Origin of the sequence: Sphingosinicella sp. (assembly GCF_013911755.1) — a bacterium.
GTDB lineage: Bacteria > Pseudomonadota > Alphaproteobacteria > Sphingomonadales > Sphingomonadaceae > Sphingosinicella.
In genome coordinates this window covers 48,782-62,971 of the sequence record NZ_JACESP010000017.1, presented here as the reverse complement: position 1 = coordinate 62,971, position 14,190 = coordinate 48,782, and the positions used below count along the sequence as shown (strand labels likewise).

Annotated in this window: 17 protein-coding genes and 2 tRNA genes; 10 read left to right on the top strand and 9 right to left on the bottom strand. The window is 64.6% G+C overall.

What is annotated here, in order from left to right:
* Nucleotides 1-16 precede the first annotated feature (16 nt).
* Both H2052_RS12500 and H2052_RS12495 read right to left on the bottom strand, forming a co-directional pair.
* Nucleotides 17-101 (bottom strand) — tRNA-Tyr (locus tag H2052_RS12500).
* A gap of 90 nt (nt 102-191) precedes the next feature.
* Complete coding sequence (locus H2052_RS12495; RefSeq protein ID WP_293782126.1) at nt 192-929, bottom strand: hypothetical protein; 738 nt, start codon at nt 927-929, stop codon at nt 192-194.
* 135 nt (nt 930-1,064) lie between these two features.
* Between H2052_RS12495 and rlmB the strand changes: the two genes are divergently transcribed.
* On the top strand, nt 1,065-1,805 hold the full coding sequence (gene rlmB, locus H2052_RS12490; protein WP_293782124.1) for a 23S rRNA (guanosine(2251)-2'-O)-methyltransferase RlmB: 741 nt from the start codon (nt 1,065-1,067) through the stop codon (nt 1,803-1,805).
* On the opposite strand, the gene H2052_RS12485 is transcribed toward rlmB, so the two are convergent.
* Genes H2052_RS12485 through H2052_RS12475 form a run of 3 tightly spaced genes read right to left on the bottom strand, consistent with a single transcriptional unit; the run spans nt 1,806 to nt 3,434 of the window.
* Nucleotides 1,806-2,510, bottom strand: a complete 705-nt coding sequence (locus H2052_RS12485; protein ID WP_293782122.1) for an NYN domain-containing protein — start codon at nt 2,508-2,510, stop codon at nt 1,806-1,808.
* Nucleotides 2,511-2,512: 2 nt separating this feature from the next.
* Nucleotides 2,513-2,929 (bottom strand): VOC family protein, encoded by a 417-nt coding sequence (locus tag H2052_RS12480; RefSeq protein ID WP_293782120.1) that lies wholly within the window; start codon nt 2,927-2,929, stop codon nt 2,513-2,515.
* A gap of 49 nt (nt 2,930-2,978) precedes the next feature.
* Nucleotides 2,979-3,434: a DUF1465 family protein gene (locus H2052_RS12475; RefSeq protein WP_293782118.1), complete on the bottom strand. Its 456-nt coding sequence runs from the start codon at nt 3,432-3,434 to the stop codon at nt 2,979-2,981.
* Nucleotides 3,435-3,624: 190 nt separating this feature from the next.
* Here H2052_RS12475 and H2052_RS12470 point away from each other — a divergent pair, with 190 nt between their 5' ends.
* Nucleotides 3,625-4,089, top strand: a complete 465-nt coding sequence (locus tag H2052_RS12470; protein ID WP_293782116.1) for an Hsp20 family protein — start codon at nt 3,625-3,627, stop codon at nt 4,087-4,089.
* A 56-nt stretch (nt 4,090-4,145) separates the two neighbouring features.
* On the opposite strand, the gene otsA is transcribed toward H2052_RS12470, so the two are convergent.
* Genes otsA through otsB form a run of 3 tightly spaced genes read right to left on the bottom strand, consistent with a single transcriptional unit; the run spans nt 4,146 to nt 8,055 of the window.
* Nucleotides 4,146-5,555 carry an alpha,alpha-trehalose-phosphate synthase (UDP-forming) gene (gene otsA, locus H2052_RS12465; protein ID WP_293782114.1) on the bottom strand — a complete coding sequence of 470 codons (1,410 nt, stop codon included), beginning with the start codon at nt 5,553-5,555 and terminating at the stop codon, nt 4,146-4,148.
* A complete protein-coding gene (locus H2052_RS12460; RefSeq protein ID WP_293782112.1) occupies nt 5,552-7,336 on the bottom strand; it encodes a glycoside hydrolase family 15 protein in 1,785 nt (594 codons plus the stop codon). The genes otsA and H2052_RS12460 overlap by 4 nt, the downstream gene beginning before the upstream one ends.
* Nucleotides 7,333-8,055, bottom strand: coding sequence for a trehalose-phosphatase (otsB, locus tag H2052_RS12455; protein WP_293782110.1), 723 nt, complete (start codon nt 8,053-8,055; stop codon nt 7,333-7,335). The genes H2052_RS12460 and otsB overlap by 4 nt, the downstream gene beginning before the upstream one ends.
* Nucleotides 8,056-8,248: 193 nt before the next feature.
* Here otsB and H2052_RS12450 point away from each other — a divergent pair.
* From H2052_RS12450 to H2052_RS12415, 8 genes are all read left to right on the top strand, one after another.
* A tRNA-Trp gene (locus H2052_RS12450) sits at nt 8,249-8,324 on the top strand.
* 126 nt (nt 8,325-8,450) lie between these two features.
* Nucleotides 8,451-8,651: a preprotein translocase subunit SecE gene (gene secE, locus H2052_RS12445; protein ID WP_293782108.1), complete on the top strand. Its 201-nt coding sequence runs from the start codon at nt 8,451-8,453 to the stop codon at nt 8,649-8,651.
* Between the two features lie 20 nt (nt 8,652-8,671).
* Nucleotides 8,672-9,211, top strand: a complete 540-nt coding sequence (nusG, locus tag H2052_RS12440) for a transcription termination/antitermination protein NusG (protein ID WP_293782106.1) — start codon at nt 8,672-8,674, stop codon at nt 9,209-9,211.
* A gap of 97 nt (nt 9,212-9,308) precedes the next feature.
* Nucleotides 9,309-9,740: a 50S ribosomal protein L11 gene (gene rplK, locus H2052_RS12435; protein ID WP_121047503.1), complete on the top strand. Its 432-nt coding sequence runs from the start codon at nt 9,309-9,311 to the stop codon at nt 9,738-9,740.
* A gap of 2 nt (nt 9,741-9,742) precedes the next feature.
* Nucleotides 9,743-10,444, top strand: a complete 702-nt coding sequence (gene rplA / locus H2052_RS12430) for a 50S ribosomal protein L1 (RefSeq protein ID WP_293782099.1) — start codon at nt 9,743-9,745, stop codon at nt 10,442-10,444.
* A gap of 280 nt (nt 10,445-10,724) precedes the next feature.
* Nucleotides 10,725-11,240, top strand: a complete 516-nt coding sequence (gene rplJ, locus H2052_RS12425; protein WP_293782097.1) for a 50S ribosomal protein L10 — start codon at nt 10,725-10,727, stop codon at nt 11,238-11,240.
* 73 nt (nt 11,241-11,313) lie between these two features.
* Nucleotides 11,314-11,694 (top strand): 50S ribosomal protein L7/L12, encoded by a 381-nt coding sequence (rplL, locus tag H2052_RS12420; protein WP_293782095.1) that lies wholly within the window; start codon nt 11,314-11,316, stop codon nt 11,692-11,694.
* Between the two features lie 128 nt (nt 11,695-11,822).
* Nucleotides 11,823-12,881 (top strand): AI-2E family transporter, encoded by a 1,059-nt coding sequence (locus tag H2052_RS12415; protein WP_293782093.1) that lies wholly within the window; start codon nt 11,823-11,825, stop codon nt 12,879-12,881.
* Nucleotides 12,882-12,885: 4 nt separating this feature from the next.
* On the opposite strand, the gene H2052_RS12410 is transcribed toward H2052_RS12415, so the two are convergent.
* Nucleotides 12,886-14,178 (bottom strand): MFS transporter, encoded by a 1,293-nt coding sequence (locus H2052_RS12410; RefSeq protein WP_293782091.1) that lies wholly within the window; start codon nt 14,176-14,178, stop codon nt 12,886-12,888.
* Between the last annotated feature and the right edge of the window lie 12 nt (nt 14,179-14,190).

Here is a 14,190-nt window from a genome sequence, read left to right as displayed (position 1 = left end):
GCGCCGGAGGGTGTGATGGTGGAGGGGGCTGGATTCGAACCAGCGTACGCTATGCGGGCAGATTTACAGTCTGCTGCCTTTAACCACTCGGCCACCCCTCCACAGGGCGGGCGGCCCGGCAGTGAGCCGGGCGCGGCAAGGCGGGCTAGATGGCGAATGGCCGCGGCGATGTCAACGCGTGATGTGCAGCTTCACGCAACGAGCCCCGACGCCCAGCGCGCGAAGGCCAGCCAGCCCTCGGTTTCCCAGACGAGAACGCGCAGAACCTGCGAGCCGACGAGCAGCAGTCCGCCCCAGACGGTCGCGCGGTGGACACGGCCCATGGCCATCAGGTCGAACAGCACGAGCGCGAACAGAAAGAGGTCCGGCAGCACGAAGATCGCCACCGGGCCCACGAAGGGCGGGGGCAGAGGCATTCGCCCGATCGCCGGGCTCATCATGCCGATCATCGCGATTAACATCAGCCGCTTGTGCATCTGGGGCGTGCGGCGGTTGGCGAGCGCTCCGCCGATCAGCAACGCGAACACCGGAACGTCGAGCAGCGGCACGGCAAGGAAGGTGAGCGGCGGGATCATAGGGGGGCCGGATGCCCTGTGGACGCCATGGAGCGCGGAAACCGTCGCGATTACGATCATCACCGGCAAAATCAGGAAGCCAATCGTGCCGAGCAGGCGATGCAGATCGGTGCGCCGCCATGCCACAAGCTGCGTCTGCAGCACGAACAGCAGCATCCAAGCGGAAAAGAGGAAGGCATGGACGTGAACAAGCGTCGTTGCAGGCTTCAGGCCCGGCGGCGGCTTCAAGATCCCCGAAAGATAGTAGCTTGGCGCAAAACCGATGAAGACGAGCGCGAGCATCAGCAGCGCCGTCGATGTGAAGAACCAGCGGTCGGCAGAGGCTGCCGGGCGCCGTTGTGCCAGTGTTGCCATGGAAGCCCCCTTCCGGTTGACGCACCGTTCATACCCTAGTCCACCGACACCGAACAGAGGGTTGGAGTGGGGAGACGCGCGGGCTAAGGAGCCGCAAGGACGCGCGCAGCGTCGCGGCGAAACGGGAAGACGGCGATGGGTAGACGGGGTAAATCCGGCAAGGCGAAGGGCGGCGGCGCGTTCAAGTACCCGCGCCTCTATGGAAAGCACGCGGTCGAGGCGGCGCTCGGCAACCCGGACCGTGTCCCGCGCAAGCTTTGGGTGACGAGCGACATCGCGCAGAAGTTCCACCTGCCTGAGGGCCTTCCGGTGGAGATCGGGCAGGCGGCGGACCTGGCGCGGCTTGTGCCGGCCGATGCGCCGCATCAGGGGCTGGTGCTGGAGGTGGAGCCGCTCGACGATCTTCATATAGAGGATGTAGTCGGGCTTGATGGGCCGATTCTTGTGCTGGATCAGGTGACGGACCCGCACAATGTAGGCGCCATACTGCGCTCTGCGGCGGCGTTCGGGGCGGCGGCGGTGGTGACGCAGGACCGCCATGCGCCGCCTGAATCGGGCGCTTTGGCGAAGGCGGCGTCCGGTGCGCTGGAAGTGGTCCCCTGGGTGCGGGTGACGAACCTGTCACGGGCGCTCGAGGAGCTGGCGAAGGCAGGCTACTGGCGGATCGGGCTCACCGGCGATGCGGACAAGGTGCTCGTGGATACGCTCGCCGACATGCCGATCGTGCTCGTGCTCGGCGCCGAAGGCCCGGGAATGCGCCAGAATGTCGGCGCGCACTGCGATGTGCTCGCGAAACTGCCGATTTCGAAGCGCGTCGAGAGCCTCAACGTCTCGAACGCGGCGGCCGTGGCGCTTTATGCGGTGACGTCGCGCTGATCAGCGCACGCGCTTGATGAAGACGGTGCCGTCCTCGCGGCGCTCGGTGACGAAGTTCGGAACGGCCTCGACCAGTTCCGAGAGCCGCTTGAAGCCGTAGTTGCGCACGTCGAAGGAGGATCGATTGCCGGCGATCTTGCCGACCTCGGCGAGGCGCGCATAGCCCTGCTCGTCGCGCTTCACGGCGTTGTAGGCATCAATCAACAGGTCGATGAGCTGGTCGTCGACCTCGCCCTTGGGCGCCTTGTCGGCAACCGGCATCAGCGCATCGACATCAATGAAGCGCGTGCAGGCCTGCCGGAAGGATTCGGGCGTGCTGGCGCGGCCGAAGCCGTAGACGGGCAGCCCGTTCTGCCGGATGCGCATCGCGAGCGGCATGAAGTCGCTGTCTGACGACATCAGGCCGAAGCCGTCGACCCGGCCCGAATAGAGCAGGTCCATCGCATCGATCGCCATCGCCATGTCGGTTGCGTTCTTGCGCTTGGCGATGTCGAACTGCTGCATCGGCATGATCGCATAGGCGTGGAACACGGGCTCCCACGTGCCGAGTTCGGGCTTCGACCAGTTGCCGTAAGCGCGGCGGATGTTCACGGTACCCAGCTCGGCAAGCACGGTCAGGACCGCATCCAGATACTTCTGCCCGCCCTGATCGGCATCGATGAGGAGCGCGATGTTGGGGCTGCGCTCGTTGCCGTTTGCCGCCATGCTCAGTCCTTCGCGAACAGGTTTTGGGGCGTGCGCATCGCCTTGAATTCGAGCGCATTGCCGCTGGGATCAAAGAAGAACATCGTCGCCTGCTCGCCGACCTCGCCCGCGAAGCGGATGTGAGGCGCGATCTCGAAGCGCACCTCCGCGGCGCGAAGTCGATCGGCAAGCGCGTGAAAGGCAGCCCAGTCGAGCACGATACCGAAATGCGGCACGGGCACCTGGTCGCCATCCACGGGATTGCGGTGGATGCTGCCCGCCGGGGCGAGATGCGCAACGATCTGGTGGCCGAAGAAGTCGAAATCCACCCAGCTGTCGGACGAGCGCCCCTCGGGACAGCCCATCAGATCGCCGTAGAAGCGGCGGGCGGCGGCAAGATCATCGACGGGAAAGGCCAGATGGAACGGCTGAAGGGTCATGGGCGCGACAGTGGCAAGCCCCTGCCGGGCACGCAAGGCCTAGAAGGCCCTAGAAGGAGCGCTCCAGCCGCCCGAGCAGCGCGCGTGCCGGGGAGAGCGGCACTTCGGTGGCGAACTGGTCGTCGAGGCGCTTCACGCGCTCGTAGAGGTCGCGACTCGCCTCGATGATCTCGCGGGCGCGCGGGGGAAGTTGGCCGAGGCGCGTGGAGTCGAGCTCGGTATCGCCGGCACGGCCGAGGCGACGTTCGGGCGCTTCGCCCTCTGCCTCGGTCATTTCGCCAGCCGCCACGGCCTTGCGGACGAGCAGCCACGAAACGACGTGCATCAGCCGTGTCGTCACGCGCAGCGATTCGCACGAGTAAGCGACGCGCAGCACAGGGTCGAGCGCGGCGCGCTCCAACTGGCCTTCGGAATCGAAGTAGCCGCGTGCCTCGTCGGCAAGCAGCATCGCCTCCGTATAAAGGGCGGCCACCAGCTTCGCTGTGATCGGCGTGTGTTCGTTCATCATCGTTGCCGCGAGTGAATCGCGCCTTGTCGTTCCCGGGTCAACGGGCATCTTGAAACAAAAGGGGTTAACAACCACCTCACCAGCGCCGGCGAAGGGATGCCCGAAATGGGGTCCGAGCGTCCGGCAAGGCCCAGCCATATGGTGGGCTGAAGGACCGCATATTGCTTTGAATTGAAAGGATATGGACATGCGTACATTCGATCTGACCCCGCTGCTTCGCTCGTCGATCGGCTTCGAAAACCTCAGCCGGCTCGCGGAATTCGCCGCGCGCGGCGATGAAGGCGGCGGATACCCCCCCTATAACATCGAGAAAACCGGCGATAACGCCTACCGTATCCAGATGGCGGTGGCGGGCTTCGCGGAGAGCGAACTCGACATCACCGTTCAGGAAAACACGCTGATCGTGACCGGCAAGACCGCCGAGACGGAGAACGGCGACCGCCAGTTCCTGCACCGCGGCATCGCCAAGCGCGCCTTCGAGCGACGTTTCCAGCTCGCCGACGTCATCAAGGTGACGGGCGCGAACTACGAGCACGGCCTTCTCAACATCGATCTCGTCCGCGAGATCCCTGAGGAGAAGAAGCCGCGCAAGGTCGTCATCGGGGGGCAGAGCGGTCCGCAGGTGATCGAGGGCAAGCGCGAAGCCGCCTGAACCTGTTGAGGTGCAATAAGAAGGGCCGGGGGCGAACGTCTCCGGCCCTTTTGTTGTTATGCGGCCGCCTGGTGCGGGTTGGCATTCGCGGACGGGCCTTTCAGCGCGGTGACAAAGTCGTCGCGCCAGACGATCACGTCCTCGTCGCGAACGCTTTGCATCATGCTCTGCCAGCGCCGGATGCGCTCATCGCGCGGCATGGAAAGCGCGGTGTTGATCGCATCGCCCACCTCTTCGCTGCTGTGCGGGTTGACGAGCAGTGCGTCGGCGAGCTGCGGCGCGGCGCCCGCAAAACGCGAGAGAATGAGAACACCGGGATCCTCCGGGTCCTGCGCCGCGACATATTCCTTGGCGACGAGGTTCATGCCGTCGCGAAGCGGCGTTACGAGGCCCACACGGGAAGCGCGGTAGAAGCCCGCCAGTTCGGCCCGCGAATAGCCCTGGTTCACGTAGCGGATCGGCACCCAATCGACGTCTGCATGGGCGCCGTTGATATGGCCGGCCGACTGCTCCAGCGTGTTGCGGATATCCTGATAGGTATGCACGTCCTCGCGGGAGGGGGGTGCGATCTGGAGCAGTACGACGTCTTTTGCCGCCTCCGGATGTTCGGTCAGGAAGCGGTGGTAAGATTCGAAGCGCTCGACGAGGCCCTTGGAATAGTCGAGCCGGTCAACTCCGATGATGACCTTCTTCCCGTCGGCGCTTGATTTCAGCCGTTCGTACGCGCGTCGGGCGATGTCGCTTTTGGTAGCCGCCATGAACTCGGTGTAATCGATGCCGATGGGGAAGGCGCGCGCCACCACACGGCGGCCCTGCCATTCGATCGTGCCATCGTCCGAAACCGTCCCGCCTAGCTCCTTTTCGACGTAATGATTGAAGGATTCGAGCCACTCCTGCGACTGGAAGCCGATCACGTCGTAGTGGAGCATGTGCTCGACCAGGCGCTCGTGGAAAGGCAACGAAACGAACAGGCGCGTCGGCGGCCATGGGATGTGCAGGAACAGTCCGATCCGGTTGCGCATCCCCCGGTCGCGGAGGAACTTGCCGAGCGGCAGGAGGTGATAGTCGTGGATCCAGACGAGGTCGTCCGGTTCCACCAGGGGCGTTACGCTGTCGGCGAAGCGCTGGTTTACCCGTTCATAACCCGCGCCAAAGCTGCGTTCATATTCGGTAAGATCGACGCGGTAGTGGAACAGCGGCCAAAGCGTCCGGTTCGCGTAACCGTTGTAATATTCATCGATATCCTGATGTTCGAGGTCGATCGTGGCGGTCGTCACGCCGTGCTGGCGCTGCATGTCGAGATGGCCGGTGAACGTTTCGGTTTCATTCCCCGACCAGCCGAACCAGATGCCGCGGTGTTCGCGGAGCGCGGCGCCGAGCGCTACGGCGAGGCCTCCCTGAGCACCATTCGAATCGGCCCCTTTGGGCACGGAAACGCGGTTCGAAACGACGATAAGGCGGTTCATCGGATGGTACTCCAGGGTTTCGACAGCAATCCTGCGCAATTGATGATGCCAACCAGCGAATAGGTTTGCGGATAGTTCCCCCACAGCTCGCCGGTTTCGAAATCCATGTCTTCCGAAAGCAGCCCCGCGTCCGTCGTGTGTTCGAGCATTCGCTGGAAGAGCGCGCGCGCCTCTTCGCCGCGCCCGCTCAGCTGGAGCGCTTCGATCAGCCAGAACGTGCAGAAATTGAACGCGGTTTCCGGTTTGCCGAAATCGTCCTCCGTGTCGTAGCGCAGCATGTGCTCGCCGCGGCGCAGTGCCTTTTCAGCGGCCGCGAAGGTGGCGGCCATGCGGGGGTCGTCCGCCGGGAGGAAGCGCAGGTCGACCAGCTGGAGCAGGCTCGCGTCGAGTTCGCTGCCGCCGAAGGAGGCACCGAAGTGCCCCGCGCTTTCCGACCACGCGCGCGTCTCGATGGTGTCGCGGATCGCGGCGGCACGACCGCGCCAGTGGCGTTCGCGCTCTTCAAGGCCGAAAATGCGCGCAGCATTCTCCAACCGGTCGCAAGCCGCCCAGCTCATCACCGCGCTGTAGGTGTGGACGGCGGTGCGCGTGCGGAATTCCCACAGGCCGGCGTCGGGCGTGTCGTGCCGCAGCCACGCCATTTCGCCGACGTGCTCCAGGCTATGAAAGTCGTCGAGGTTGCCCATCCTCAGCAATCGCCGATCGACGAATGCCTGGATGTTGGGCAGCACGATCTGGCCGTACACGTCGTGCTGGACCTGCGTGTAGGCGGCGTTGCCGATCCGCACGGGGCCCATGCCGCGATAGCCGGCGAGGCTGCCCGCGATCGTCTCGTCCAGTGTGCGCTCGCCGGACACGCCGTAAAGCGGTTGAAGCTGGCCGTCGGCGGCGTCGACGATGTTGCGGAGATAGGCGAGGTATTTTTCGAGAACGTCGAGTGCGCCGAGCCGATTCAGTGCCTGCACCGTGTAATAGGCGTCGCGGATCCAGCAGTAGCGGTAGTCCCAGTTCCGCCCCGAGCCTGATGCCTCGGGGATGGATGTGGTCAGTGCGGCGACGATCGCGCCGGTTTCTTCGTGCTGGCAGAGCTTGAGCGTGATCGCGGCCCGGATCACATGATCCTGCCATTCGAGCGGCGTCGCGAGCCCCCGGACCCACTGCATCCAGTAGGACTCGGTGCGGTCAAGCATCGCCTGTACCTCGTAGGCGACATTGCCGGTGAAGGGTTCGTCGGGGCCGAGGAAGAAGTGCAGGGGGCGTTCGAGCCGGAACGGGCGGCTATCGAGAACGTAGCCGACCGGTGCATCGGTTGTCAGGCGCAGGGTCTGGTCGCCGAGCAGGTACCGGACATGGTTGGTGCCGCTGGTGCGCGGCGCGAGCTCTCGCCCGTATCCGCGCATCGGCGCAAGATGGATCCTGAGGCGCGGCGATCCCGCGACCGGCCGCACGACCCGTACCCAGGCGATCGGCCGGTACATGCGTCCCGAGCGCTCGAAACGCGGACAGAAATCGATGAGGTCGACGGCGCCGCCGATCTCGTCCTCGAGCCGCGTCACCAGAATGGGGGCGTTGCGCCGATACGACTGCCGCGCAGAAACCTGCCCTTCGAGCGAGATCGCCCAGGCGCCGTTCGTGTGGTCGCCGGGATCATTGTTCAGGAGCGCGCAAAACGTGGGGTCGCCGTCGACGCGCGGTACGCAGCCCCAGACGAGACGTCCGGCGGTGTCGATGAGCCCGCTCACCTGGCAATTGCCCACGGGCCAGAGATCGAGGCTGCTCACAGGTGCCCCAACCAAGTGTGAACGGCATTCACATCGCCAAGGCGCGCCGTCGCGGTGGTCGCGGCGCGCGTGCCGACGAGAATCCCGAAACCGCCGTGTGCCGCGGCCGCCCGGAAGCCGTCCTCGTCGGTCAGGTCGTCGCCGATAAAGACGGGCGTGCTCCCCCGGAAGCCGGGCGTTGCCATCAGCGACGCGACGATGCCGCCCTTGTCGATGCCAGGAGGCATGAGTTCGGCGACCATCTTTCCGGCCTTCATCGCAAGTCCGTAGCGCGTGCCGAGCTGCCGCGCGAAGGCCTCCACGGTTGCGCCGGCGGTCGGCGTCTGCCGATAGTGAAAGGCGAAGCCGAGCGGCTTGGTTTCCAGCAGAAGCCCGTGCGCGGCGGCAAACGCGCTCGCTTCCAGATGGGCTTGCTCCGGGAATGCCGAGCCTGGAGGCGCGTTCGCGCTTGCGGCGGCGAGGCGCAGTTCGCCGCCGTGCGAGCCGGAGAGGGTCAGGCGGCGCGTGCCGAGATGGCGGTCGAGGTCCGCCAGCGCGCGGCCGCTGACGACCGCGAGCCGCCCCTCGAGGGCTGCAGCTGCGTTTTCGAGCATGTCTATCAGCCCCGGCGCGATCCGGATCGCATCGGGGGCATGTGCAAGTTCGACAAGCGTGCCATCGAAATCGAGGAAGACCGACAGGCGCTCGATCATTCCGGGCGGGGGGGGCGGCGGCAGCATCTGCGCGCCGGCTGGGGAGGTCTCTGTGGAAGAATCGATGCCCATGTGATGCGCGATGAAGAACGTTCCTCGGCTGCCTTCGGTTCCTCCATTGTGGGCGCAGCGCGCCCGCCGGATCAACCCCGCATGCACATCAAACGACAGGACTTGCGCCCGGGAATGCCCCCGATTATAGACGCGGCTCCCGGGCTCTAGGAGTGTAGCTCAGTTGGTAGAGCATCGGTCTCCAAAACCGAGGGCCGTGGGTTCGAGTCCCTCCACTCCTGCCACTCTCTCCTGAAAAGGGCAGATTTGGGGGCTCGGGAGCGAGTAGAGGTTCACCAGTCAACCGGCGCCGCCCGGAAGAAAAGGGCGCGGCCGGTCGGCTGTTTTTGTTTGGGAATTGAGCGCGTTAGATGGCTAAGATGACCAATCCGGGCACGTTCGTGCGGCAGGTACGTCAGGAGACCGCGAAGGTATCCTGGCCGACGCGTCGCGAGACGATCGTGACGACGATCATGGTGCTCATCATGACCACCATCCTGTCGCTGTTCTTCCTGGGCGTCGACCAGGTGCTGGGCCGAATCGTTCAGTTCCTGCTCGACATCGCGAAATAACGGGAAGGTTCGAAACAGGCATGGCCGCGCGCTGGTACATCATTCACGCCTACTCGAACTTCGAGAACAAGGTCCGCGATTCGATCCTCGACGAGGCGAAGCGCCTGGGTCTTGAAGCGCTTGTCGAGCAGGTCGAGGTGCCGACCGAGACCGTGACGGAAATCCGCCGCGGCAAGAAGGTGCAGGCCGAGCGGAAGTATTTCCCGGGCTATGTGCTGGCGAAGCTGCACATGACCGACGACGTGTTCCACCTCGTGAAGAATACGCCGAAGGTGACGGGTTTCCTCGGCGCGAGCGGCAAGCCCTCGCCGATCAGCGAGGCGGAAGCCGCGCGCATCCTTTCGACCAAGGGTCACCACATCGAGGCGCCGAAGGCGAAGATGAAGGTGAACTTCGAGATCGGCGACGAGGTTCGCGTCCTCGACGGTCCGTTCGCCAGCTTCAACGGCCTCGTGGAAGAGATCGATTACGATCGCGCCCGCGTGAAGGTCTCGGTGTCGATCTTCGGGCGCGCGACGCCTGTCGAGCTCGACTTCGAGCAGGTCGAGCGTACGAAGTAGTTTTTTACCCCTCGCCGTTAAGGGGAGGGGCGTTGCCTGCGGGAGGCTGCCTTCGGGTGGCCGTCTGGACCGCTAAACTTGAAAGAGAGTGAGACCAATGGCCAAGAAGATTACCGGCTATATCAAGCTGCAGGTGCCGGCTGCCGCCGCCACCCCGTCGCCGCCCCTCGGGCCGGCGCTCGGTCAGCGCGGCGTCAACATCATGGAATTCTGCAAGGCGTTCAACGCCCAGACGCAGGAAATGGAAAAGGGCGCCCCGGTGCCGACGGTGATCACCGTCTATGCCGACCGCAGCTTCTCCTTCGTCACCAAGACGCCGCCCGCCACCTTCCTTCTGAAGAAGGCCGCGAACCTCAAGTCCGGCTCCAAGACGCCGGGCAAGGCGAGCGCCGGAACGATCAAGCGTTCCGCCGTTCGTGAGATCGCGCAGGCGAAGATGGTCGATCTGTCGGCAAACGACATCGACGCGGCAATGAAGATCATCGAGGGCTCCGCGCGCTCGATGGGCCTCGAAGTGGTGGAGGGCTGAACATGGCCAAGCTGACGAAGAAGGCCAAGGCGCTGGCCGGCAAGGTCGACCGTGAGAAGCTCTACGGTATCGACGAAGCCATTGCGCTCGTGAAGAGCCTCGCAAGCTCCAAGTTCGACGAGACCGTCGAGGTCGCGCTGAACCTTGGTGTCGATCCCCGCCATGCCGATCAGATGGTGCGCGGCGTTGTCCGCCTGCCGAGCGGCACGGGCAAGGACGTTCGCGTCGCGGTGTTCGCGCGCGGCGACAAGGCCGAAGATGCCCGCAAGGCGGGCGCCGAGGTTGTCGGCGCTGAAGACCTGATGGAAGAAATCCAGGGCGGCCGCAGCGATTTCAATCGCGTGATCGCGACGCCCGACATGATGGGCATCGTCGGCCGTCTCGGCAAGGTGCTTGGTCCCAAGGGCCTGATGCCGAACCCGAAGCTCGGCACCGTCACGCCGAACGTCGCCGAAGCCGTGGAAGCGGCCAAGGGCGGCCAGGTGGAGTTCCGCGTCGAGAAGGCCGGCATCATCCACAGCGGCATAGGCAAGGTGAGCTTCGACGATGCGGCGCTGAAGGCGAACTTCGACGCTTTCGTCGACGCCATCGTCAAGGCGAAGCCGTCGGGCGCCAAAGGCAAGTACGTTCGCAAGATCGCCATCAGCTCCACGATGGGGCCGGGCGTGAAAATCGATACGGCGACCGCAGGCGCGGCCGCCTAAACAGCATCGCGGGGCGGGCCGGAAACGGGCCGCCCCAAGATACCGTCCGAGATTGCAGGCGTTTCCGACAGGAAACTCAAAACGCCAGCCTGCATGAGACGGGGACAAGTTTTACCGGTTTCAGCCGTGCGATGGCGAACCGGGTCTGCCGAAGGGCTCCTTTCGCCCGCACGCAGACGACGACCCCGCGGACGGGCCGAGACCCCCGGAATGGTCCGGGATTTCGGCTCAACCGTCCCGAAGGCGAGTGATCGCCCAAGGGACAAACCAGGAGTGAAGCATGGATCGCGCTGAAAAAAAGGCGCTCGTCGCATCGCTCAACCGCGTCTTCTCGGAGACCGGGGTTGTCGTCATCACGCGCAACCACGGCCTTACCGTCGCCCAGGTGACGGCTCTCCGCGGAAAGATGCGCGAGGCGGGCGCGGGCTATAAAGTCGCGAAGAACAAGCTCGCCCGGATCGCACTGGAAGGTACGCCGTACACGGGGATCAGCGACATGCTGGTCGGTCCGACGGCGCTGGCAACGTCGAGTGATCCCGTTGCCGCTGCCAAGGCGGCCGTCGATTTCGCGAAGACCAACGAAAAGTTGGAAATCGTCGGCGGCGCCATGGGGGATACCGTCCTCGATGCAAATGGCATCAAGCAACTGGCATCGCTGCCGTCGCTTGACGAACTGCGCGCCAAGATCGTCGGCCTCATCAATGCGCCGGCGACCAAGGTGGTTCAGATCGTCCAGGCGCCTGCCGCCCAGCTTGCGCGTGTCATGGGTGCTTACGCCGCCAAGGACGCCGCGTAAGCCAGTCCGGACAACTGTTCACGACCGATATTGAAACATTGATTGGGCCGCGTGGCCCGCATGGAGACTTAAAATGGCAGACCTTCAGAAGATTGTTGACGACCTTTCGGCTCTTACCGTTCTCGAAGCGGCTGAGCTCTCGAAGCTCCTCGAAGAGAAGTGGGGCGTTTCGGCCGCCGCTGCTGTCGCGGTTGCGGCGGCTCCGGGTGGCGGCGGTGACGCCGGCCCGGCCGTGGAAGAGAAGACCGAGTTCGACGTGATCCTCACCGGCGACGGTGGCAAGAAGATCAACGTCATCAAGGAAGTCCGCGCCATCACCAACCTCGGCCTCGGCGAAGCCAAGGCGCTCGTCGAAGGCGCTCCGAAGCCGGTGAAGGAAGGCGTGAACAAGGAAGAAGCCGAGAAGATCAAGAAGCAGCTTGAAGAAGCCGGCGCGACCGTCGAGATCAAGTAAGCTTCACGGCTTATCGAACGAAGGGGCGGTTCCGAAAGGGGCCGCCCTTTTTTCATGCGCGTATAAGCGGCTGATTCCAAAGCCGTGCGTTTGATGTATGCTACGAGGCCAGGGACCGGGCGGCGCTTATGCGGAAGATCGAAGACAGAACCTTTCTCGCGCTTATCGTCGTCGTGTCATTGGCGTTCGCGTGGGTGCTGCTGCCGTTCTTCGGTGCAATCCTGTGGGCGCTGATCGCGGGCATCCTCTTCGAGCCGCTCAACCGGCGGCTGCTCGCGAAGTTTCCGGGGCATCCGAACACCGCCGCGCTCGTGACGCTGCTGGTCATCGTTGCGATGGTGATTCTGCCTGCGATCACCCTCGGCATATTCCTGCTGCAGGAAGCGACCGCGATCTATGCCCGCATCGAGGGAGGGCAGATCGACGTCGGCGGCTATTTCCGGCAGGTGCAGGCGTTGCTGCCGGACTGGGCAATCTCGATGCTGCGCCGACTCGGGCTCGGCAACATCAGCGCGATCCGCGAGAAGATCGCGGACGGCATCGCCGACAGCTTTCAAGTGCTCGCCGCCCAGACCGTCGTGATCGGGCAGCGCACGTTCGGGTTCCTCATCGGGCTCGGCGTGATGCTGTACCTCATCTTCTTCTTCCTGCGCGATGGCGACGCACTCGTCGAAAAACTGCGCGCTTCGATCCCCCTGCATCCCGCGCAGCGCAACGCGCTCATGGCGAAGTTCGTCACCGTCATCCGTGCGACGGTGAAGGGCAGCATCGTCGTCGCCATCCTGCAGGGCGCCGTCGGCGGTGTCGTGTTCTGGAGCCTCGGCATCCACGGCGCGCTGCTGTGGGGGGTGCTGATGGGTTTCCTGTCGCTGCTGCCGGCCGTGGGCACGGGACTTATATGGGTGCCGGTCGCCGTCTATCTGCTGGTCACGGGCGCCATCTGGCAGGGCGTGGTGCTCGTGTTCTGCGGCGTCTTCGTTATCGGGCTTATCGACAACATCCTCCGTCCGATCCTCGTCGGCCGCGACGCCCGGATGCCCGACTATATCGTGCTCGTCTCCACGCTCGGCGGCATCGAGCTGTTCGGGCTGAACGGCATCGTCATCGGACCCGTCATCGCGGCGCTGTTCATGGCGGTGTGGGAAATCGTCGCGGCGGGCCGCCGGTCCGGCTGGACCACCGCCTGACGGCTCAGTCTTCCAGGATACGGCTGTGCGTGCGCGTGTCGCGCATCCGCAGGTACACGATCAGCGAAAGGCCGATCATCACGGTGACGTACCAGTAGAAGCCCTGTTCCATACCCTCCGCCTTGAACCAGAGCGCGACATATTCGGCGGTGCCCCCGAAGATCGTGTTGGCGAGCGCATAGGGCAAGGCGACGCCGAGCGCGCGGACGTGCGCTGGAAACAGCTCCGCCTTTACCACCGCGTTGATCGATGTGTAGCCGGTGACGATGATGAGCGCGCCGAGCACGAGCGCGAAGGCGACAACCGGGTCGCGCGTCGTCTCCAGCGCCGAGAAGATCGGATAGGTGAAGAGCACGCCCGCGATCCCGAAGCCGACCATCAGCGGCTTGCGCCCGATCCGGTCCGACAATGCGCCCGCGAGCGGCTGCAGCAGCATGAATACAAAGAGCGTCCCCGCGTTGATCTGCGAGGCGACTTCGCGGCTGAAACCCGACGTGTTGACTAGGAACTTCTGCATGTAGATCGAGTACGCATAGAAGGCGAGCGTGCCGCCGGCGGTGAGCAGCATCACCACCGCCGCCTCGCGCGGGTGTCGAAGGAATAGCTCGCCGAGGCCCGAAACGGCGATGCCTTCGCGCTTGGCGTTCGTGAAGCTCTCCGTCTCGGCGAGGCCGCGCCGGATGTAGAAAACGACGATGGCGAGCACGCCGCCGATCGCGAAGGGGATGCGCCAGCCCCAGTCATCGAGCGCGGATTCCGGCATCACGTTCTGAAGCACCAGAAGCACGCAGATGGCGAGGAGTTGCCCGGAAATCAGCGTCACGTACTGAAAGCTGGAGAAGAACCCGCGGCGCTGCTTACCCGCCATTTCAGAAAGATAGGTCGCGCTCGCGCCGTACTCACCGCCCACGGAAAGCCCCTGCATCATGCGGGCGAGGACGAGAAGGCCGGGGGCGAACACGCCGATCGCCTCATAGTCGGGCGTTATGGCGATCAGCAGCGAGCCCGCGCACATCAGCGTGACGGAGAGGGTGAGCCCCGCCTTGCGGCCGTGCCGGTCGGCATAGATACCCATGATCCAGGCGCCGATCGGCCGCATCAGGAAACCGACCGCGAACACGGCGGCGCTGTTCATCAGCTGCGCGGTGCGGTCGCCTTCAGGAAAGAAGTGCGGCGCGAAATAGAGCGCGAAGGCGGCGTAGACGTACCAATCGTACCATTCGACGAGGTTGCCGGTGGCGCCGCCGATGATGGATTTCAGGCGGTGGCGGCTGTCTGCGGCCTTCGGATCGGTCATGCGGCTGTGATC